The 20,386-nt window shown below is 71.3% G+C and carries 16 protein-coding genes; 7 read left to right on the top strand and 9 right to left on the bottom strand.

All coding sequences use genetic code 11. The features are described 5' to 3' along the window. Positions 1-1,041 (bottom strand): uroporphyrinogen decarboxylase, encoded by a 1,041-nt coding sequence (gene hemE, locus ACQPXS_RS34325; protein ID WP_433456069.1) that lies wholly within the window; start codon positions 1,039-1,041, stop codon positions 1-3. Positions 1,042-1,200: 159 nt separating this feature from the next. Here hemE and ACQPXS_RS34320 point away from each other — a divergent pair, with 159 nt between their 5' ends. From ACQPXS_RS34320 to ACQPXS_RS34300, 5 genes are all read left to right on the top strand, one after another. Then, positions 1,201-1,878, top strand: a complete 678-nt coding sequence (locus tag ACQPXS_RS34320; protein WP_365329257.1) for a DUF3000 domain-containing protein — start codon at positions 1,201-1,203, stop codon at positions 1,876-1,878. Between the two features lie 280 nt (positions 1,879-2,158). Continuing rightward, positions 2,159-2,815: a response regulator transcription factor gene (locus ACQPXS_RS34315; protein WP_351806713.1), complete on the top strand. Its 657-nt coding sequence runs from the start codon at positions 2,159-2,161 to the stop codon at positions 2,813-2,815. 212 nt (positions 2,816-3,027) lie between these two features. Further along, positions 3,028-4,317, top strand: a complete 1,290-nt coding sequence (locus ACQPXS_RS34310; protein ID WP_433453272.1) for a ribonuclease D — start codon at positions 3,028-3,030, stop codon at positions 4,315-4,317. A gap of 241 nt (positions 4,318-4,558) precedes the next feature. Next, positions 4,559-5,776, top strand: coding sequence for a thiolase family protein (locus ACQPXS_RS34305; protein ID WP_351806250.1), 1,218 nt, complete (start codon positions 4,559-4,561; stop codon positions 5,774-5,776). Then, entirely contained in the window at positions 5,773-7,902 is a 2,130-nt protein-coding gene (locus ACQPXS_RS34300) for a 3-hydroxyacyl-CoA dehydrogenase NAD-binding domain-containing protein (protein WP_433453271.1), read from the top strand. Before ACQPXS_RS34305 ends, ACQPXS_RS34300 begins: the two co-directional genes overlap by 4 nt. A gap of 70 nt (positions 7,903-7,972) precedes the next feature. On the opposite strand, the gene ACQPXS_RS34295 is transcribed toward ACQPXS_RS34300, so the two are convergent. From ACQPXS_RS34295 to ACQPXS_RS34265, 7 genes are all read right to left on the bottom strand, one after another. Beyond that, entirely contained in the window at positions 7,973-8,365 is a 393-nt protein-coding gene (locus ACQPXS_RS34295; RefSeq protein WP_356305305.1) for a hypothetical protein, read from the bottom strand. Positions 8,366-8,375: 10 nt separating this feature from the next. Beyond that, positions 8,376-9,395: a hypothetical protein gene (locus ACQPXS_RS34290; RefSeq protein WP_433453269.1), complete on the bottom strand. Its 1,020-nt coding sequence runs from the start codon at positions 9,393-9,395 to the stop codon at positions 8,376-8,378. A 47-nt stretch (positions 9,396-9,442) separates the two neighbouring features. Continuing rightward, on the bottom strand, positions 9,443-10,495 hold the full coding sequence (locus tag ACQPXS_RS34285) for an NlpC/P60 family protein (protein WP_351806244.1): 1,053 nt from the start codon (positions 10,493-10,495) through the stop codon (positions 9,443-9,445). 41 nt (positions 10,496-10,536) lie between these two features. Then, positions 10,537-11,019: a poly-gamma-glutamate biosynthesis protein PgsC/CapC gene (locus tag ACQPXS_RS34280; protein ID WP_031169214.1), complete on the bottom strand. Its 483-nt coding sequence runs from the start codon at positions 11,017-11,019 to the stop codon at positions 10,537-10,539. Next, entirely contained in the window at positions 11,016-12,626 is a 1,611-nt protein-coding gene (gene pgsB, locus ACQPXS_RS34275) for a poly-gamma-glutamate synthase PgsB (RefSeq protein ID WP_433453266.1), read from the bottom strand. The genes ACQPXS_RS34280 and pgsB overlap by 4 nt, the downstream gene beginning before the upstream one ends. Before the next feature lie 6 nt (positions 12,627-12,632). Then, the gene (locus ACQPXS_RS34270) at positions 12,633-14,966 is read right to left on the bottom strand and encodes a HAMP domain-containing protein (protein WP_433453265.1); all 2,334 of its coding nucleotides are present in this window, start codon (positions 14,964-14,966) and stop codon (positions 12,633-12,635) included. 263 nt (positions 14,967-15,229) lie between these two features. Beyond that, positions 15,230-16,447: a CapA family protein gene (locus tag ACQPXS_RS34265; RefSeq protein WP_433453264.1), complete on the bottom strand. Its 1,218-nt coding sequence runs from the start codon at positions 16,445-16,447 to the stop codon at positions 15,230-15,232. A 20-nt stretch (positions 16,448-16,467) separates the two neighbouring features. Here ACQPXS_RS34265 and ACQPXS_RS34260 point away from each other — a divergent pair, with 20 nt between their 5' ends. Together ACQPXS_RS34260 and ACQPXS_RS34255 are read left to right on the top strand one after the other, a co-directional pair. Further along, the gene (locus ACQPXS_RS34260; protein ID WP_433453262.1) at positions 16,468-17,442 is read left to right on the top strand and encodes a hypothetical protein; all 975 of its coding nucleotides are present in this window, start codon (positions 16,468-16,470) and stop codon (positions 17,440-17,442) included. Positions 17,443-17,480: 38 nt separating this feature from the next. After that, positions 17,481-17,879, top strand: coding sequence for an NTP pyrophosphohydrolase (locus ACQPXS_RS34255; RefSeq protein ID WP_433453261.1), 399 nt, complete (start codon positions 17,481-17,483; stop codon positions 17,877-17,879). A gap of 910 nt (positions 17,880-18,789) precedes the next feature. Here the strand turns inward: ACQPXS_RS34255 and ACQPXS_RS34250 are convergent. Continuing rightward, a complete protein-coding gene (locus tag ACQPXS_RS34250) occupies positions 18,790-20,313 on the bottom strand; it encodes an amino acid permease (protein WP_433453260.1) in 1,524 nt (507 codons plus the stop codon). Positions 20,314-20,386 lie beyond the last annotated feature (73 nt).

Below are 20,386 nucleotides of genomic sequence, written 5' to 3'. Positions count from 1 at the left end.
TCAGCGCGCGGTCGCGGTGTGGACGTACTCCACGAGCCGGGTGAGCGCGTCCGGGTCGGTGTTCGGCATGACGCCGTGGCCGAGGTTGAAGACGTGGCCCTCCAGGCCGGCGGCCGCGTCCAGCACCTCGCGGGCCTTGGCCTCGACGGTGTCCTTGTCGGTGAACAGGACCGTCGGGTCGAGGTTGCCCTGCAGCGCCTTGCCGGGGCCTACGCGGCGCTGCGCCTCGTCCAGCGGGACGCGCCAGTCGACGCCGACGACGTCGGCGCCGGCCTCGCCCATGAGCTTCAGCAGCTCGCCGGTGCCGACACCGAAGTGGATGCGCGGGACGCCGTAGCCGGCGACGGCGTCGAAGACCTTCGCGGAGGCGGGCATGACCGAGCGCCGGTAGTCCGCCGGGGCGAGGGAGCCGACCCAGGAGTCGAACAGCTGGACCGCGCTCGCGCCGGCCTCGATCTGCACCTTCAGGAAGGCCGCCGTGATGTCGGCCAGGCGGTCCAGCAGGTCGGCCCACAGCTCGGGGTCGCCGTACATCATCGCCTTGGCGTTCTCGTACGTGCGAGACGGACCGCCCTCGACGAGGTAGCTCGCGAGGGTGAAAGGCGCGCCCGCGAAACCGATCAGCGGGGTCTGCCCCAGCTCCTTGGTGAGCAGGCCGATCGCCTCGGTGACGTAGGGAATGTCCTCGGGCGTGAGGTCGCGCAGCCGGGCCAGGTCGGCGCGGGTGCGGATGGGCTCCTCGACGACCGGGCCGACGCCCGGCTTGATGTCGAGGCCGAGGCCGATGGCCTTCAGCGGAACGACGATGTCGCTGAAGTAGATGGCCGCGTCCACGTGGTGCCGGCGCACCGGCTGCAGCGTGATCTCGGTGACCAGCTCGGGCCGCATGCAGGACTCGAGCATCGGGATGCCCTCGCGGACCTTGCGGTACTCGGGCAGGGAGCGGCCGGCCTGGCGCATGAACCACACGGGCGTGTGCGGTACGGGTTCGCGCCTGCACGCCTTGAGGAAGGCGCTGTCGTACGTGGCTGTCGGCTGCATGCTGGTGTTGGCGGTCACGGGGTCAAGTTTCGCATGCCGCCGGAAGCGATCGATCCGGGACCGGTGCCGGCCGGGAGCCGGGTCACCCGCCCGCGGCCACGTGCGCCGCGGTGGTGTCTTGCCCTGCACGAAGGCCCCGTTCCCCTTACTCTTCCCGGCATGGCTGCGGCTCACGGAAGAATGTCGGACAGCGCTGACGGAATGGACGACGTGAAGGACACCGAGGAGGCGGACCGGCGTTCCGGTACTCCGGGGCCGCCGGCGTTCCGGGCCGCGGTCGACGCCCTGCGCAGCTGCCGGTTGCGGCCCCAGGTCGAGGTGGAGCCCACCCCCGCCCCGCAGCGGCTCGCCCCGCACGCCTACGCGCTGGAGGCCGTGGTGATCGACGGCGAGCAGGAACTGGCCGACGGACGGCTGGTGCTGCTGCACGACCCGGCGGGTCACGACGCCTGGCGCGGAACCTTCCGGCTGGTGACGCTGGTGCGCGCGGAGCTGGAGCCGGAGATGGCCGCTGATCCGCTGCTGCCCGAGGTGTGCTGGTCGTGGCTGACCGGGGCGCTGCAGGCGCGCGGGCTCGGCTACGGCGAGCCGAGCGGGACGATCACCCGCGCGAGCTCGCACTACTTCGGCGGGCTGGCCGAGCGGCCGGCGGCCTCGCAGATCGAGATCCGGGCGTCCTGGACGCCCCGGGAGGGCCTCGGCGGAGTGCCCGACACCGCCTCCCACCTCGCCTCCTGGTGCGATCTGCTGGCCCAGGTCGCGGGGCTGCCGCCGGCCGGTCCGGGCGACGCCTCGGTGGTGACGCTGCCGCAGCGCAGGGGTCCGCAGCCACAGTGAGCGGGGCCGTCGGACCGGCCTTTCATCCGCATGGGCGCCTTATTGACCATCCCTTTGTCGATACGGCCACTTTCCGACCCCAAATGGCACTCGCTCGAACCGACTCGATCTTCGGATGATCGATCGCGTGTCCGAATTGCACAGATTATTACTCACTAGATCGTGATCATTCTCTAAAGGCGGACGAGTTTGCTGCCGAAGACGACTGTGACCTAGAAAGCACGGTTCGTCCCGGCTTCCTCCCCACAAGCCGGCCCCGTCCCCCCACCCAGGAGGCCTGGTGTCCGTTCTCCTCGAGCAGCCCGCAAGCCTGGTCGCCTACCGCCCGAACAAGCCGACCGCCATGGTGGTCGTGGCCGACCCCCGCGTCCGTTCCACCGTCACCCGCCACCTGTGGGCGCTCGGCGTGCGCGACGTGATCGAAGCCTCGTCCATCGCGGAGGCTCGTCCCCGCATCGGCAACCCGCGCGACATCTGTGTCGCCGACGTCCATCTGCCCGACGGCTCCGGCCTGACCCTGCTGTCCGAGACCCGCGCCGCGGGCTGGCCCAACGGGCTGGCGCTGTCCGCCGCCGACGACATCGGCGCGGTGCGCAACGCCCTGGCCGGCGGGGTCAAGGGTTACGTCGTCACCGGCACCCGTACCAACCTCGGCATGCCCACCCGGCCCGGCGCCGCTCCCCTCGGCGCCGCCCGGATGCACCGCCGCCCCCCGGGTGCCCCGAGCCACCCGGGCGGCTACCGGGAGCTGTCCGGCCGCGAGGTCGAGGTGCTGCGGCTGGTCGCGGAGGGCCAGTCGAACAAGGCGATCGGCGTCTCCATGGGCCTGTCCGCCCTGACCGTCAAGAGCCACCTCGCCCGCATCGCCCGCAAGCTCGGCACGGGCGACCGGGCCGGCATGGTGGCCGTGGCCCTGCGCACGGGGATCATCCACTGAGCCAAGTCGATCACCGAGCCGATCACGCTTACCGAACCGATCACCGTTTACCGAACCGCCCATAGAGCCGCCCATCGAGCCGTTCAGAGCAGCGCACGGTTCACTCACATGAACCGCGCCTTTCACCGACCTGACTGGTTTACGACCCTCCGGCGCCCGTCGACGGAACGTTCCGTCGACGGGCGCCGTCCACACACCGATACCCTTGACAGGTGACCGACGCCCAAGACACCGCAGCAGACAGCTCCCTGCGTATCACCGGAGGCACTCCTCCGGACGACGCCGGATCTTCTGTGATGGGGGCGCCGACACCACTGCTCGAACCCCGCGAGGGCATTCCGCCCGTCGTCGCCGACCAGGCCGCGCTCGCCAAGGTGGTCGCGGCCTTCGCCGCGGGCTCCGGCCCGGTCGCCGTCGACGCCGAGCGCGCCTCCGGATACCGCTACGGCCAGCGCGCCTACCTGGTGCAGCTGCGCCGCCAGGGTGCGGGGACCGCCCTGATCGACCCCGTGGCCTGCCCCGACCTGTCCGGGCTCGGCGAGGCCCTGTCCGGCGTCGAATGGGTCCTGCACGCCGCCACCCAGGACCTGCCCTGTCTGCGGGAAATAGGCATGGTCCCGGCCCGGCTCTTCGACACCGAGCTGGCCGGCCGGCTCGCCGGGTTCCCCCGGGTCGGGCTCGGCGCCATGGTCGAGAACGTGCTCGGCTTCGTCCTGGAGAAGGGCCACTCCGCCGTCGACTGGTCGACCCGGCCGCTGCCCGAGCCGTGGCTCAGATACGCCGCGCTCGACGTGGAACTCCTCGTCGACCTGCGCGACGCCCTGGAGAAGGAGCTGGACCGGCAGGGCAAGCTGGAGTGGGCCCTGCAGGAGTTCGACGCGATCGCGGCCGCGCCGCCGGCCGAGCCGAGGAAGGATCCGTGGCGCCGTACGTCCGGGATGCACAAGGTGCGCAGGCGCCGGCAGCTCGCTGTCGTACGGGAGCTGTGGGAGACGCGGGACCGGATCGCGCAGCGGCGGGATGTCTCGCCGGGCAAGGTGCTCAGTGACGCCGCCATCGTGGAGGCGGCGCTCGCCCTTCCGGCCAACGTCCACGCGCTCGCGGCGCTGAACGGGTTCGGCCACCGGATGGGGCGGCGGCAGCTGGAGCAGTGGCAGGCGGCGGTCGACCGGGCCAAGGCCCTGCCGGACTCCGCGCTGCCTCAGCCCGGTCAGCCCGTGACCGGGCCTCCGCCGCCGCGGGCCTGGGCCGACAAGGACCCCGCCGCCGCGGCCCGGCTGACCGCGGCCCGGACGGGGGTCAGCGCGCTCGCCGAGCGGCTCGCCATGCCGCAGGAGAACCTGGTGTCGCCGGACACGGTCAGGCGTATCTGCTGGGAACCACCGAAGGTGATCGACACCGGCTCGGTGGAGACCGCGCTGGCCGGGTACGGGGCGCGGGCGTGGCAGGTGGAGCTGGTGACCCCGGTCCTGGTGTCCGCGCTGTCGGCGAAGGACGCGTAGCCGCCACGGCGCTTGACCGGATACGGCGGCCGCGGGTTCGCCGAGGACGGTCACGCGGCTCCCCGTGCCCTCTTCGGGGCGCCACCGGCGCGACCAGATCAAGCCATACCGCTCTTCAGCGCACAAGCCCCCTGGTGTGACCTTCGCCGCTCCAGCGGAGGGGACTGGGCAGCAACATTACCCATGAGTAGCATGGGCTTAAGCAAGCGCTCAGCGTCCCGCACCCTGGAGGAGAGCCATCGTGCCTCGTACCGTCAGGGACGTCGTCTTCGTCGACGGCGTCCGCACCCCGTTCGGCAAGGCGGGCCCGAAGGGCATCTACCACGAGACCCGTGCCGACGACCTTGTCGTGAAGGCGATCCGGGAGCTGCTGCGCCGCAACCCCGGTCTGGACCCGAAGAAGATCGACGAGGTCGCCATCGCGGCCACCACGCAGATCGGCGACCAGGGCCTCACCCTCGGCCGTACGGCCGGCATCCTCGCCGGCCTGCCGCAGTCGGTGCCCGGCTACTCCATCGACCGCATGTGCGCCGGCGCGCTGACCGCCGTGACGACCACCGCCGGTTCGATCGCCTTCGGTGCCTACGACGCCGTCATCGCCGGTGGCGTGGAGCACATGGGCCGCCACCCGATGGGCGAGGGCGTGGACCCCAACCCGCGGTTCGTGAGCGAGAAGCTGGTCGACGAGTCCGCCCTGTTCATGGGGATGACGGCGGAGAACCTGCACGACCGCTACCCGCACATCACCAAGCTGCGCGCCGACGAGTACGCGGTGCGCTCGCAGGAGAAGGCCGCCAAGGCGTACGCCAACGGCAAGATCCAGCAGGACCTGGTGCCGATCTCGGTGCGCCGGACCAGCCCGGAGGCCGGCGAGACCGGCTGGGGCCTGGTCACCGCGGACGAGCCGATGCGGCCGGGCACGACCCTGGAGAACCTGCAGGGCCTCAAGACGCCGTTCCGCGTCCACGGCCGGGTCACCGCCGGTAACGCGGCCGGTCTGAACGACGGCGCCACCGCCTCGATCATCGCCAGCGAGGACTTCGCCCGCGAGAACGGCCTGCCGGTCAAGATGCGGCTCGTCTCCTACGCCTTCGCGGGCGTGGAGCCGGAGGTCATGGGCTACGGCCCGATCCCGGCCACGGAGAAGGCCCTCGCCAAGGCGGGCCTGTCCATCTCCGACATCGGCCTGTTCGAGATCAACGAGGCCTTCGCCGTCCAGGTCCTGGCCTTCCTCGACCACTACGGCATCGCGGACGACGACGAGCGCGTCAACCAGTACGGCGGCGCCATCGCCTTCGGTCACCCGCTGGCCTCCTCCGGCGTCCGTCTGATGACGCAGCTGGCCCGCCAGTTCGAGGAGCAGCCGAACGTCCGCTACGGCCTGACCACCATGTGCGTCGGCTTCGGCATGGGCGCGACGGTCATCTGGGAGAACCCGCACTTCGAGGGGGACAAGTGAGCACCACCGCCGAGCTTCTCAAGCAGGCCGCGCAGCAGTTCCCCGACGAGGTCGTCACCAGTGCGCACGTACGCCACTTCGACCTGCCGTTCGGCGCCGGCCGCTTCGCGCTGATCACGCTGGACAACGGCTTCGACCACACCAAGCCGACCACCTTCGGCCCCGGCTCGCTGGCGAACCTGAACACCGCCATCGACCAGGTCGAGAAGGAGGCGGCGGACGGCGAGATCGTCGGCGTCGGCATCACCGGCAAGCCGTTCATCTTCGCGGTCGGCGCCGACCTCAAGGGCGTCGAGGTCCTCAAGGAGCACGAGCACGCGCTCGCCATCGGCAAGGGCGGCCACGACGTCTTCAAGCGTCTGGCGGGCCTGGCCGTGCCGACCTTCGCCTACTACAACGGCGCGGCGATGGGCGGCGGCGTCGAGGTCGGCCTGCACTGCACCTACCGCACGGTGTCGAAGGCCGTCCCGGCGTTCTCGCTCCCCGAGGTCTTCCTCGGCCTGGTCCCCGGCTGGGGCGGCTGCACCCTGCTGCCGAACCTGATCGGCGCCGACAAGGCCGTCTCGGTCATCATCGAGAACTCGCTGAACCAGAACAAGCAGCTCAAGGGCAAGCAGGTCTTCGAGCTCGGCATCGCCGACGCGATCTTCGAGGGCGCCGACTTCCTGGAGCAGTCGCTGCTGTGGACCGCGCAGGTCCTCAAGGGCGACGTCCAGGTCGAGCGCCCGGTGATCGACCGCGGCGAGGCCTGGGACCAGGCCGTGGCCAAGGGCCGGTTCATCGCCGACTCCAAGGTGCACGGCGCGGCCCCGGCCGCCTACCGCGCCCTGGACATCATCGCGGCCGCCAAGAACGGCGACCTGCAGCAGGGGTACGACTCCGAGGACCAGGCCCTCGCGGACCTGATCATGAGCGGCGAACTGCGTGCCGGGCTCTACGCGTTCAACCTGGTCCAGAAGCGCGGCAAGCGTCCGGCCGGCGCCCCGGACAAGAACCTGGCCCGCCCGGTCACCAAGGTCGGCGTCGTCGGCGCCGGTCTGATGGCCTCGCAGCTGGCCCTGCTCTTCCTGCGCCGCCTGGAGGTGCCGGTCGTGCTGACCGACATCGACCAGGAGCGCGTCGACAAGGGTGTGGGCTACGTCCACTCCGAGATCGACAAGCTGCTCGGCAAGGGCCGGATCAACCAGGACAAGGCCAACCGTCTCAAGGCGCTGGTCACCGGTGTCCTGGACAAGGCCGAGGGCTTCTCCGACGCGGACTTCGTCATCGAGGCCGTGTTCGAGGAGATCGGTGTCAAGCAGCAGGTGTTCGCGGAGGTCGAGGCGGTCGCCCCGGCGCACGCGATCCTCGCGACCAACACCTCCTCGCTGTCGGTGACGGAGATGGCGTCGAAGCTCAAGCACCCCGAGCGGGTCGTGGGCTTCCACTTCTTCAACCCGGTCGCGGTGCTGCCGCTGCTGGAGATCGTCCGCGGCGAGAAGACCGACGACGCCTCCCTGGCCACCGCGTTCGCCGTCGCCAAGAAGCTGAAGAAGACCGCGGTTCTGGTCAAGGACGCCCCGGCGTTCGTCGTGAACCGCATCCTGACCCGCTTCATGGGCGAGATCCAGAACGTCATCGACGAGGGCACCCCGGTCGAGGTCGCCGAGAAGGCCGTCGAGCCGCTCGGTCTGCCGATGTCCCCGCTGGTGCTGCTGGAGCTGGTCGGTCCCGCGATCGGCCTGCACGTCTCGGAGACCCTCAACCGGGCCTTCCCGGACCGCTTCACGGTCTCCCCGAACCTCAAGGCGGTCGTGGAGGCGGGCAAGCGCGGCTTCTACGTCTACGACAGCGGCAAGCCGGAGCTGGACCCGGAGGTCGCCGCGCTGCTGAAGCAGGGCGACGCCGTCCTGACCGAGGAGCAGGTCCGCGCCCGGGTCCTGGACGCGGTGGCCCAGGAGATCGGGCTCATGCTCGACGAGGGCGTCGTCGCCGAGGCCCAGGACATCGACCTGTGCCTCATCACCGGCGCCGGCTGGCCCTTCCACCTGGGCGGCATCACGCCGTACCTGGACCGCGAGGGCGTCTCGGAGCGCGTGAACGGCAAGAAGTTCCTGGCGCAGGGCGTGGCCAGCGTCCCCGCGTAACGCTTCACCGATGAACGCCGGTGCCCGCGCTCCCGTCGGAGTGCGGGCACCGGCGTCTGCGTGAGGCCTGTCAGCCCGCGTCCTGGCGGCCGTCCTCGACGTGGACGACGTGCAGCCCGGTGCCGTCCTGGTCGCGCCGGGAGCGGCCGAGGATGCCGACGGCCAGGTGCGTGGGATCGGCGGGGTCGTCCAGCGGGACGAAGGTGACGACGTCCGGGTGGTGGCCCGTCACCAGCCAGCCCTCGCCGTTGTTCAGTTCCAGCACCCGGAAGTCGCCCGCGGGGCCTCCCACCCGTACCGGCCCGAACTCCCGCAGGATCTCGGTGGCTTGGGCGGCCGGATCCCCGGTGGGCCGTTCGAGCACCACGCAGGTGCCGTGCTCGAACAACGCCCATGTCTTTCCGGAGCCGGCGAGGAGACGCCGCCAGGTGTCGATGAGAGTCTCGGTGTCCACGCCGGCCATCATGGCGCACTCAGACCTGCCGCCACGCCTCCAGGGCCAGTCCCGGCTCGGACTTGCGGCGGGTCAGCAGGAGTTGGCCGGTCGACGGGGACAACGTTGCCGCCACGACCCGGCCGTCCTGGTCCGTCGCCAGGGACACCGTCGCGTCCACCGGCAGGCGCGGGCCCGACTCGGTCCACCAGGCGCCCGCCGACTCCAGTTCGGTCGGGTAGGCGGCGAAGGCGACGCGGCCGCTCGCCGAGCGCTGGGCGAGCAGGGTGCAGTCGTGGCCGTCGAGTTCGCAGCGGACCGCCGAGACCGGGCCGGAACCGGCCGAGGGCAGCAGGGTGACCGGTTTGCCGCCGGGGCGCCAGGCGCACAGGTCGCCGTCCGGGTCGGTGTAGAAGAGCGTCGTGCTGTCGGCGGAAGTGGCCAGGGCGTAGAGGGTGCCGGGGCGGACCGGGGTGCGCAGGGACTCCGTCAGGACCGGTTCGGCGCCCGCCTCCTCCTGGCGCCAGTGGCGGATCCCGTCGGGGACGGCCGCGTACAGCTCGACCCGGCCGGACTCCCCCGTCACCGCCGCCAGACCGTCCCGGACGTTCTCGCCGCCCTTCAGGTCCCGCCAGGCCGCCCAGCCGCCCTTCTCTTTCTGCGCGAGCAGGCGCACCCCGCCCTGGCCGTCGGGCACGAAGACATGGGCGCGGCCCTGGGCGTCGACGGCGACCGCGGGCGTGCCCGTGCGGTCGCCCTTCTTCTGCGGGTGGCCGAGCGGGTTCCAGTCCAGGGCCGCGAGGCGCGGGCGGAAGTGGGTGGAGTGCACGAGTCCCGACTCGCCCTTGACGGTGGGCCGCCAGGACACCAGGTGGGCGTAACCGTCGCTGCCCTGGCCGACCGCCAGGACGGGGTGCAGCTTCTGGTCGCCGCCCACCGTGCGCGGGGCGGTCCAGGGGCCGCCGGGTTCGCGCTCCGCCCGGCACAGGACGGCGTCGCCCGACAGCTGGTAGACACTGAGCCGGCCGTCTCGGCCGCGCAGGAGCCAGTCGCCGTTCACCGGTTCACTCTAGCCGCGGACCGCACGCGAACCCTCGCCGCCCCTGGTCACAGCCGCTTCGCCGTGCGGAACAGCTTGGCGTAGAAACCGTCGCCGTCCAGGCGCGAGACACCGCCCTGGTCGCCGATCGTGGGGCCGTTCTGCTCCTTGCGGCTGGAGATGAAGACCTTGTGGCCCTCGGTGTCCGGGCCGAGGTAGATCGCGGAGTGGTCCATGTGGTTGCCGGTGCGGTGGTCCATCTTGAAGAACAGCAGATCGCCGGGCTGGAGGACGTCGATGTTCTGCGGCCGTACGTACCAGGGGCTCGGACCCTGGAGCTTGATGATGTCGACGCCCTCCTTCCCGCGGGCCATGCCGTCGGCGGTGCGCGGCAGCCCGTCGCCGTGGTCGTTGTCGGACATCAGCGGGTAGCGGGCCCGGTAGCCGTAGACCAGGCGCAGATAGCCGGAGCAGTCCACGGCGCGCAGGCGGTCCTGCTGCGGGTACTTGGTGACACCGTCCCGGAAGGTGTACGGGATGCCCAGGTAGTCGTAGAAGTCGGTCTGCTCGAAGCGGTCGACGCCGTCGGCCTTGAGCGGGCCGTAGGTGGCGTGCCCGGCGTACTGGATGCCCTGGTCGTCCTTCTTGGCCGGCGCGCCCACGATGTACTGGAAGGCGAACGCGAAGACGTCGTCCTCCTCGCTGCCGTAGTACTGCTTGAACCAGTCCTTGAACCACTGCTGCTTCTCGGAGCCCTTGGTCCAGGTCTCCGGCATCAGGCGGACCCAGTCGTCGGTGACCACCTTGGTGGTGGTGTTGGCCGGTTCGCTGAAGGTGCGGGTCGGGCCCTTGAGGGTCGCGGTGCGGGCGCCGTCCGTGAAGGTGGCGATGACCGCGCCCTTGCCGTCGCGCAGCACCGAGCGCGCCGGGTTGTTCAGCCGTTCCCAGGTCTGCTTGCCGGTCGCCCCGCCCGAGCTGTGCAGGTTCTCGGTGATGCTCTGGGCGGCCGGGAGCTTCGCCTGCTCGTCCTTGCGCAGTTCGAAGGTGAAGTAGGCGCTGCCCGCGAGCAGCGCCAGGACCGTCACCGTGTGGACGACCGGGCGGCCTTTGCGCTTCGGCATGGTGGGGGCTCCAGGAATGCGTGCGTCGGATACGGGCGGGTTCAGGCGGTCGGCATGGCGCCGAGGAGGATGCCGGCGGTCAGCACCACATAGGTGGCGAGGGAGACCGACGCGACGGAGAGCAGGGTCGCGCCCTTGGGCTGGCGGACCAGCTGGTAGCCGATCAGGCCGGGGACGATGAAGCCGAGCGTCTGGTTGGCGTACAGCAGCGGGAACTCCATCTGCAGCACGATGATCACGGTGGCCTGGATGAGCACACCGCTGAGCACGACCGCCGCGAAGAGCCGCTTGCCGTACAGGATCACGAACTTCTGCATCAGCAGCGTGGCGAGGTACGTCAGCACGGTCACGCCGACGACGAGCGCGGCGCGCTGGAGGTCCTCGATCAGGGTGAGCGCGAGCCATCCCGGAGTGATCATGCCGCCCGGCGACAGGTTGGTCGTCAGGTAGCACATGAGCGAGAACATCAGGCCCAGGCCGATGCCGATCGCGGCGATCTCGGGGGTGAGGACGGAGGGGATCAACGCTGTTCTCCTGGGCTGTGCCACTGCTGGCTGTCGTCGGCGGAAGGCTGGGGCGGGATGCGGGGCTCGAACAGCCCGCGGGACGGGGCCGGTCGGCCGCCGTCGGCGGGTGCCTGGGGCGGGGTGGGCCGGCCGGCCGGGTTCGGCTGGGGCTCGGTCCAGGTGCCGTACGACTGCGCCTGCTCGTGTCCGGCCCGGTGCACCGGCTCCTCGTGCCGGTGGGGCTGTGCGGCGCTGCGCTGCACCGGAAGCTGCGGGACGTACGGCTGCTGTTGGTGGGCGTAGCGCGACTCGTACGCCTCCGAGTAGTGCTGGTAGGGGTCGATGCGAGGCGCGTACAGCTGCATCGTCTCCGAGGGGTCGACCCGGTCGGGCGCCGGTTCGGTCCGGCCGGCCGGTGCCGCGGGGACCGGCTCGTCGGCGCTGTCGTCCGGCGGGAGTTCGGCGAGGTGCTCCAGCAGGATCTCGCCCTGGCCGTGGATGTTGCCGATCGCGACCATCGACGAGTCCGCGCCGAGCATGTCCAGCATCTTGCCCATGAACTCCTCGGGGTCGCGCTTGTCGCCGCCGAGGTCCACGGCGCGCGAGCGGAACTCGGCGGGGATGGCGTCGATGGCGGACTTGGCCGGGTGGCCGATGACGAAGACGCGCTCGGGGTCGAGGTCGGGGATGATCTCGCCCATCTGCCCGTTGCGTTCGACGCGGTCGGGCCGGCAGTTGATGACCACGTTGAGCGGGCGGTGGATGGCGCCGAGGTCGAGCAGCTGGTTGATGTTCATCAGCGTCGACTCGGGGTCGTTGGCGGCGAAGACGTTGGCGAAGCGCAGCTTCTTGCCCTCGGGGGTCTGGTAGCGCTCGACGGAGAGGACACCGGGGTCCGGCGGGGCGTCGTACATGCCCTGCAGGGCCGTCTCGCGGTCCACGCCGAGGAGTTCGGCGACGGCCAGCGCGATGGCGACGTTCTCCTTGAAGGTGAACCAGCTGAACCCGCGCAGCTCCTCGTCGGTCACCGTCTCGGGGTCGGCGTAGACCAGCTTGCAGTTCCGGGCGTCCGCCTCCTCCTGGAGGATGTGGAAGCGGTCCTTCTCGGCGGTGACGCAGATGCCGTCCTCGGGCATCGAGCGGCACAGCGAGCGGGCCACGTCGTCCAGGGTGGGGCCCATCTCGGCGAGGTGGTCCTCGCGGACGTTGCACAGCACGCCGATGGTGGAGCGGATCAGCTTGGACTGGTTGATCTCCTGCAGGGCGGGCATGACGGCCATGCACTCGATGACCAGCGCGTCCGGCTTGTACGCGGCGGCGCGCCGCACGATGCCGATCTGCTCGACCACGTTGGCGATGCCGAACTTGCGGTAGACCGGCTCCTCGGTGGCGTCCGGGTGGATGAACCGGGCCGCGGTGCCGGTCGTCTTGGCGACGGTGGTGAGGCCTCCGCCGCGCAGGGCGCCCGCGCACAGCCGGGTGATGGAGGACTTGCCGCGGATGCCGTTGACCAGGACCCGGGTGGGGATGTGGTCCAGGTTGGTGAAGTGCCGCCGTTGTTCCACGATGCCTGCCGCGAGCAGTATCGCGCAGCAGACCAGCAGCACGGAGTAGAGGAAGAGCACGGGTGATCAGTTCCTTGTGTACTGCTGGGGCGGGTACTGCTGGGGCGGGTACGGGTCCGGGTGCGACGGCGGCGTGTACGGCTCGGGCGGGTCCTGCCTCGGCGCGGAGGGTCGGGGCGGCGGGGTGCGGCGCGGCTGCTGTTTGCGCTGGTCCTGCAACTGCTGCCGGATGAGCTCCAGGGAGCGGGTGACGGCGCCGACCTCGTCGTGGTGCTGCGGGAAGAGCACGGTCTTGCGGTCGCCCCCGGCCAGAGCCTCGGCCCGGTCGGCGAGGCTGCGCAGCGGCCGGGCGACGACGATGTGCAGCCAGCCCAGGCAGGCGACGGCCGCGGCGGCGCCGAGCAGACCGGCGAGGACCGTGCGGTTCTGGGTGTCGAACTCCGGGATGGCGAGCCGGTCGACCGGCTCCCAGCTGACCACGCTCCAGTGCAGCGACTCGGCCGAGCCGCTGCCGGAGAACGGCGCGGCGGCGGCGATCCGCAGCCCGTTCTCCCGGTACAGCACCCCGTTGGGCCGCGGCTTCTTGCCGAGCCGCTGGGCGCTGGCCTCGACGAGGTCCGTCAGATGCTGGTCGGGCAGCGACTGGAAGGCGAGGAAGCCGGTGTTGCCGGCGATGACCTTGTTCTGGTCGTCCACGAGCCGGACCACGCCGAGACCCGGCCGGGTCAGCAGGGCGTTGAAGAACTCGGGGCGGAACTCGCCGATCAGCCGGTCCCCGTTCCGGCCGGGTATCTCGGCGACGGCGACGACCACGGGCTCCTTGCCGCCGCGGCCGAGCAGCCGCAGGGGCTTGTCCGAGACGCGGTTCTGCCGGATCACCTTCGGGTCCTTGCCCTCGCGGGTCTTGATCTCGCCGGAGGAGTCGACGACGTACAGGGAGCGGTAGCGCTTGTTCTCGTTGTAGGTGCGCTCCAGCACCGGCTCCATGGCGTCGGGCGCGGTCTTGTCGCCGATCAGGGAGGCCACCGACTGCAGGTCGGCGTCGCCCTCGTTGAGCGCGCGGCGCACCCGGTCGCTGAGCGTGTCGGTGCGTTCGCGCTGGTCGTTGACGAGCTGCCGGGGTATCTCGGCGGTGTTGTCGGCGCGGTTGAACAGCAGCATCAGCGGTGCGGCCCAGGCCAGCAGGAGCACGGCGCAGATCGCGAGGAGGGCGCGGGTGCCCACCCGGCGTGCCCCGCGGGGGCGTTCGGCCGCTCCGGTGGCCTCGGCGCTCTCGCCGAGCAGCTGCCGGCGCAGCCGTTCCAGGGCGCCGCCGATGCGGTGCGCCTCGCCGTATCCGGGGACGGTGACGGGCCGGGTCAGATCGCCGCGGGTGAGCCGGCGGGACTCCAGGAACAGCCGGATGAGCGGGCGCTGCACGGTGCCCAGCAGCACCGCCACGGCCAGGGCGCCGACGACGAGCAGCGCGGCGCCCGCCGCCAGCCCGAACACCGGGGACTGGGTCCCGCCGGACTCCTCGGTCACCTTGACCATGGCGACCACGGAGAGGCCGAGCCCGGTGGCGGTGGTGGTCTCGCCGGGCTCGGCCGCGGCGAGCGTGGCGTATCCGGCGACGGAGCGGTCGCCGAGCAGCTTGCCGCCGAGGAGGCTGCCGCTGACGCCCTGGTAGCCGCCGCTGCCGGGTTCCTTGCTGCTGCGCGGATCCTGCTTCGCGCGGCGGGCGGCCTGCTCGGCGAAGTCCTTCAGCTGCTTGCGGGAGTCCGTGATGTCCTTGCGGTCGATGCTGTTGCGCGCGGACTCCGGTTCGGCGATGCCGTCGCTGCTGAGGATCGTGCCGCCCGCGTCGACCACGGCGATGGAGCGGAACTGGCCGAGGCTGATACCGGGGAACTTCAGGTTCCGGGAGGCCACCAGCAGCAGCTGCGGCTTGCCCGGCCAGGTCAGCAGTCCGAAGGACAGCAGCCGTACCTCGCCGTTCTTCAGCCGGACCATACGCGGGGCCAGCCCGTCCTCGCCGCTGAGCGTGGAGAGGTCCATGGAGGTCAGCGGCACCGTCTCGCCGCGGGCCGCGACCAGCTTGCCGCTGCGGACCTCCACGACGGCGGTGCCCATCCACTTCTCGTAGGTGCTGCCGAGCTTGTCGAGGACGGCGTCGCCGGAGACCGGCTGCCCGGCGCTGAACAGCGCGGCGGAGCGGGTGACGTCCTTGACGGACTCGTCGATCGAGGCGCGCAGCGCGATGGCGCCGTCCTCGGCGAAGTGCTGCTGGGAGTTCAGCACCGCCTTCGGCACGCCGGCGTCGTCGACGCGGCCGAGCACGAGTGCCGTGATGGCGGCGAGCGTCAGCAGCAGCGCCGAGAGGACCGCGATCGGCGGGCGGATGCCTCCGATCAGCGACATGTCGGCTCGGCGGCGGGCTCGGTGCTGCCGCGCCGGGGGCGGTGACGCCAAGGGAGGTGTCCTCTCGTGAAAACGGGCTCCGGGCGTGCCGACACTAAGGGCTCGCCCGGATACCTCAGACAGATAAGAGGGGCACTAAGTTGCAGTAAGTCCGACGTGATCTAGGCAACATCGCGCAACTGCCGGACAAGTTCGGACAAATACCTTGCCCTTGGGGGCCGGTCCGGCATGGCGGCCTCTCCGGCAGGGGGCCACTGCGGCCCCTACGGCAGCGGCGTGAGCGGCTTCAGCCCGTCCTCGGCCGCGCCGCGGTTCAGCAGGGTGCCCTCGGTGCGCTCGAAGGCCAGCCGCAGCCGGGCCTTCTGGGCGCCGGTGAGGTCGTGGTCGTCGCGGAGCGCGGCCGGCACGTCCAGCAGACGGTAGTCCCGCACGTCGGCGTCGGTGTACGCGGCGGTGCCGCCGTCCCGGACGTTCTCGGCGTCCGGCGGGATCGTCAGCAGCGTCGGCTCGAACCGCGGCTGGACGTCCCAGTGGCCCTTGCCGTGCTCGGTGAACGTGAACCAGGCGATCACGCCCTCCTCGGTCAGCCCCGTCGGCACCTCGTGCCGGGCGATCTGGTTGCCGAGGCCGTAGGAGATCCAGGTCCCCTCGACCTTCTCCATCGGCTCCACCACGTGCGCGTGGTGGCCGATGACCAGGTTGATGCCGGTGTTCCGGGCGATCTGCCGGGCGAAGGAGATCTGCGAGCCCGACGGCTCCGGATGGTGCTCACGGCCCCAGTGCAGGGAGAGGATCACCACCTCGGCACCGGCCTTGCGGGCCCGCTGCTCGGCGGCCTTGATCCGGCCGAGATCCTGCTGGTTGGCCAGCCAGGGCTTGTCCTTGGGCAGCGTGTGCGGCTCGTTGAAGCCGTAGGCGAAGGAGATCTGCGCGACCTTGACGCCCTTGACGTCCATGACCAGCGGGGTGCTCGCCTCCTTCGCGGTGCGGGCGGAGCCGGTGTGCTTCAGGCCGGCGGCGTCCAGCGCGTCGAGGGTGCGCTTCACACCGTCGTAGCCGTGGTCGAGGGTGTGGTTGGAGGCGGTGGAACAGGTGTCGTAACCGATGTCCTTGATGGTCTTCGCCTGCTGCGGCGGCACCTGGAAGTCCGGGAAGCCCTCGAACGGCCCATTCGCCGGGCCCATCACCGGCTCGAAGTGACAGATCGCCAGGTCGGCCTTGCTGATCAGCGGCTTGATCCCGGCCATCATCGGCCCGAAGTCCAGCCCGTCCACGCCCTTGCCGGTGCGCTTGGCGTCCTTGCGCGCCTGATCCACCAGTTCCGGGTGCATGAGGATGTCACCGGCGGCCGCGACGGTGAAGGAGCGCCCGCCGCCCGAGGCACCGGCGTCGTCCGAGAGGAGTCCGCATCCGGAGACGGCGGCGAGGAGGGAGAGCGGGGTCAGCAGGGACAGCAGGGTCCGGCTACGGCGTCTGTTCACCGGGATATCTTGATACAACCATGAGAGCCCATCGCTCACGTCTGATAACGATCGCAACACTGCTGCTGCTCGTCACCGGTCTCGCGGCCGGTCTCACCGCCCTGCTCCGCACCCCGGGCGGCACCGCGGACGACGCCCGCGGGCCCGCGCCGAAGGGGGCCGAGCAGATCGACCTGTCCCGCGAGGTGGCGGACTACACGAGCCGGTTCGGCCCCGACCGGGGCTATCTGCCGCCCGGCCGGTCCGACCGCGAGGACATCGCCACGGCCATCGGCCTGTTGCTCGACGGTCACCGCAAACAAGCGGAAGAGCGACTCTCACAACAGGATTTCACCGTGCGCACGGTCTTCGACCGGCCCTCCGGCCACCGCTACGCCGAGGTGGCCGACCGCACCGACTCCGCCGTGACACCACGCGGCTGGGGCCGGGTCTACCTGGATCTGGACCACCGCCCGAGCTGGTCGGTACAGGTTCCGCATCCCGGCTTCGACCTGGGCACCGAGCAGCTGGGCGTGCGGGTACTGCGCGGCTCACCGGGTGGGATTCTGGTGATAGCAGGAGCACATCGCAAAGCCGGAGTCGGCAACTCCGCGGACGTGGCGCACCGCCTGGACACCGTCTTCCACGCCGTCTGCGCCGAGCTGGCCCGCCGTGGGATGCCCGGTATCCAGGTGCACGGCTTCGCCGCGTCCGCCGTGCCCGGGTACGACGTGGTCGCCTCCACCGGTGCCGGGTCGGCGGGGCGGCAGGACGGCCGCGACCTGGCCGACGCCCTGCGCGGCCACGGCTTCCGGGTGTGCCGGGCCTGGGCGCGCTCCTGTCCGCTGGAGGGCCGGACGAACGTGCAGGGCCGGGTGGCCGACGCCGACCATGTGCCGTTCCTGCACGTCGAGTTCTCCCCCGAGGTGCGCGCGGGCGGGCGGCCCGCCGATCGCGCGGCCGCGGCGATCGCCGAGATCACCCGCCGGTGGGCGGGGACACCCGTGACACACTGAGTCCGCCAGGAACACGGCAGAACAGGGCTGTTACCGACATGACGGACACTTCGGGTACTGCGCACGGGCCGCTCCCGCTGCTCGTCGTCGACGGCGCGAACGTCGTCGGGTCGGTGCCCGACGGCTGGTGGCGCGACCGCCGCGGCGCCGCCGAGCGCCTGCGCGACCGGCTGGCGCCCCTCGCCCGGTCCGGTGTGGCCGGCCTGCCCGGTCCGCTGGAACTGGTCCTGGTGGTGGAGGGCGCGGCCCGGGGCGTGGAGCCGGTGCCCGGGGTGCGCGTCGAGGATGCCCCCGGCAGCGGCGACGACCACATCGTGAACCTCGCGGCAGCGGCGGGCGACCGCCCATGCCTGGTCGTCACGGCCGACCGCGAACTACGCCGCCGGGTCCAGGAACACGGCGCCCAGGTGGCGGGACCCCGCACGGTACTGGTCTGAGTCCGCCGCCCGCCCCGGGGCCCAGAGCCCGGCGTTCGCACAGGACTGGGCCACGAGGAACCCGACCGAGTCCGTCGACAGGGCCACGCCCGGCAGCCAGCAGCGCGGCCGACCGCAAACTACGCCGCCGGGTCCAGGAACACGGCGCCCAGGTGGCAGGGCCCCGCACCGGTACTGAGCCGAGGCCGCCGCCCCCCGGGGCCCAGAGACCGGTGTTCGCACAGGACTGGGCCACGAGGAACCCGGCCGAGTCCGTCGACAGGGCCACGCCCGGCAGCCGGCAACTCACGGCCTGCCGCAGCGCGCCCGCGCGTGGGCGCCCTGCCGGTGCGGCAGCCACGCCACCGGAAGCAGCACCGCGCCGCCGGTCCGCTCGGTGAGGAACGCCACGGCGACGCCCCCCCGGCCGCACCCCAGCGCCCGCGGTCGGACTCAGCGTCCTCCGGGTCGAGCCCGACCCAGACCAGCAACACAGCACCCCCGCCGCACCGTCGCCCCAGCAGCGCCCGACGACGAAAGCCCGCAGCGCTGCCGTGAGCAGCCGGCAGAAGACCGCCGGCGGCGACAGCCCGAGCGATGCCCAGCGCACCGGGTCGCGCAGAGAGCCGGCAGCCTCCCGGCAACCGCCCCACCTCGAAGAAGGCAGCCTGCGCGCCCGGGCCGAGCCCGACCCAGACCAGCAACACAGCACCCCCGCCGCACCGCCGCCCCAGCAGCGCCGGGCGACGAAAGCCCGCAACGCTGCCGTGAGCAGCTGGCCGAGGACCGCCGGCAGCGACAGACCGAGCGAGGCCCAGCGCACCGGGTCGCACAGAGAGCCGGCAGCCTCCCGGCAACCGCCCCAGCTCCAAGGAGGCAGCCTGCGCGCCCTCCGGGCCGAGCCCGACCGAGACCAGCAGACCGAAGGCGGTTACGGAGCGTTTCCGGCGGACGGCCGGTGGGTCTCTCCGGCGGCGGTCTGCGCGCCCGGAGCCAGCCGGCTGTGGGTGCGGCCGTAGAAGAAGTAGACGGCGAAACCGATCACCATCCAGATGGCGAACCGCAGCCAGGTCTCGGCCGGCAGGTTGAGCATCAGCCACAGCGAGGCGCACACCGACAGGATCGGGATGACCGGGACCCACGGGGTGCGGAAGGCGCGCGGCAGGTCCGGGCGGGTCCGGCGCAGGATGATCACGCTCAGCGCGACGACGACGAACGCGAAGAGGGTGCCGATGTTCACCAGTTCGGCGAGCTCGCTCAGGCTGGTGAAACCGGCGACGACCGCGATGATCACGCCGAGCAGGATGGTCGGCCGGTGCGGGGTGCGGAAACGTGGGTGGACGCGGGAGAAGAAGCGCGGCAGCAGCCCGTCGCGGCTCATCGCGAAGAACACCCGGGTCTGGCCGAGCAGCAGGATCATGCACACCGTGGTCAGGCCGACGGCGGCGCCGAAGCTGATCACACCCGCGAACCAGGGGTGCCCGATGGCCTTGAAGGCGTCGGCGAGCGGGGCCTCCACGGAGAGCTTGGAGTACTTCTCCATGCCGGTGACGACGATGGAGACGGCCACGTACAGCATGGTGCAGATGAACAGGGAGCCGAGGATGCCGCGCGGCATGTCCCGCTGGGGGTTGCGGGTCTCCTCGGCGGCCGTGGCGACGATGTCGAAGCCGATGAAGGCGAAGAACACCACCGAGGCGGCCGTAAAGATGCCCATCACACCGAAGTTGGCCGGCGCCCAGCCGAACATCAGCTGGATCAGCGGGGCCCTGAGCGTACCGCCGGCCGGCACCGGCTGGGCCTTGGGGATGAACGGCGAGTAGTTGCTGCCCGTGATGAAGAAGGCCCCGGCAATGATCACGATGAGCACGACGACCACCTTGATGGCGACGACGAGCGAGGTGATCCGGGCCGACAGTTTCATGCCGAGGACGAGGATGCCCGTGAGCACCAGCACCAGGACGGCGGCGAGGATGTCGAAGCCGAAGCCGGAGGCCGTGTCCCGGCTGGCCAGATAGCCGGGCAGATGCCAGCCGGCGTTGTCCAGCAGCGAGCGGATGTAGCCGGACCAGCCGACCGCCACCACCGCCGTACCGAGCGCGAACTCCAGGACCAGGTCCCAGCCGATGATCCAGGCGGGCAGCTCGCCCAGGGAGGCGTAGCTGAACGTGTACGCCGAGCCCGCCACGGGGACCGTGGACGCGAACTCGGCGTAACAGAGGGCTGCGAGCGCGCAGACCACGCCGGCCACCACGAAGGCCAGGGACACCGCCGGGCCGGCGTTGTTCTTGGCGACCTGTCCGGTGAGGACGAAGATGCCGGTGCCGATGATGACGCCGACGCCGAAGACGGTCAGATCCAGCGCGGAGAGGGATTTCTTGAGCGAATGCTCCGGTTCCTCGGTGTCCTGGATGGACTGCTCGACGTTCTTCGTCCTGAACAGCGCGCTGCTCACGTACCTACCTCCCACGCTCGGGGGCCACGCCCTGGCCCGTCATGATCGAGAGGGTCGGGATGCGTATGCCCCG

Origin of the sequence: Streptomyces sp. CA-142005 (assembly GCF_050942335.1) — a bacterium.
GTDB lineage: Bacteria > Actinomycetota > Actinomycetes > Streptomycetales > Streptomycetaceae > Streptomyces.
Note: the sequence above shows the minus strand (reverse complement) of the source record. Positions and strands in the feature narration are given on the sequence as shown.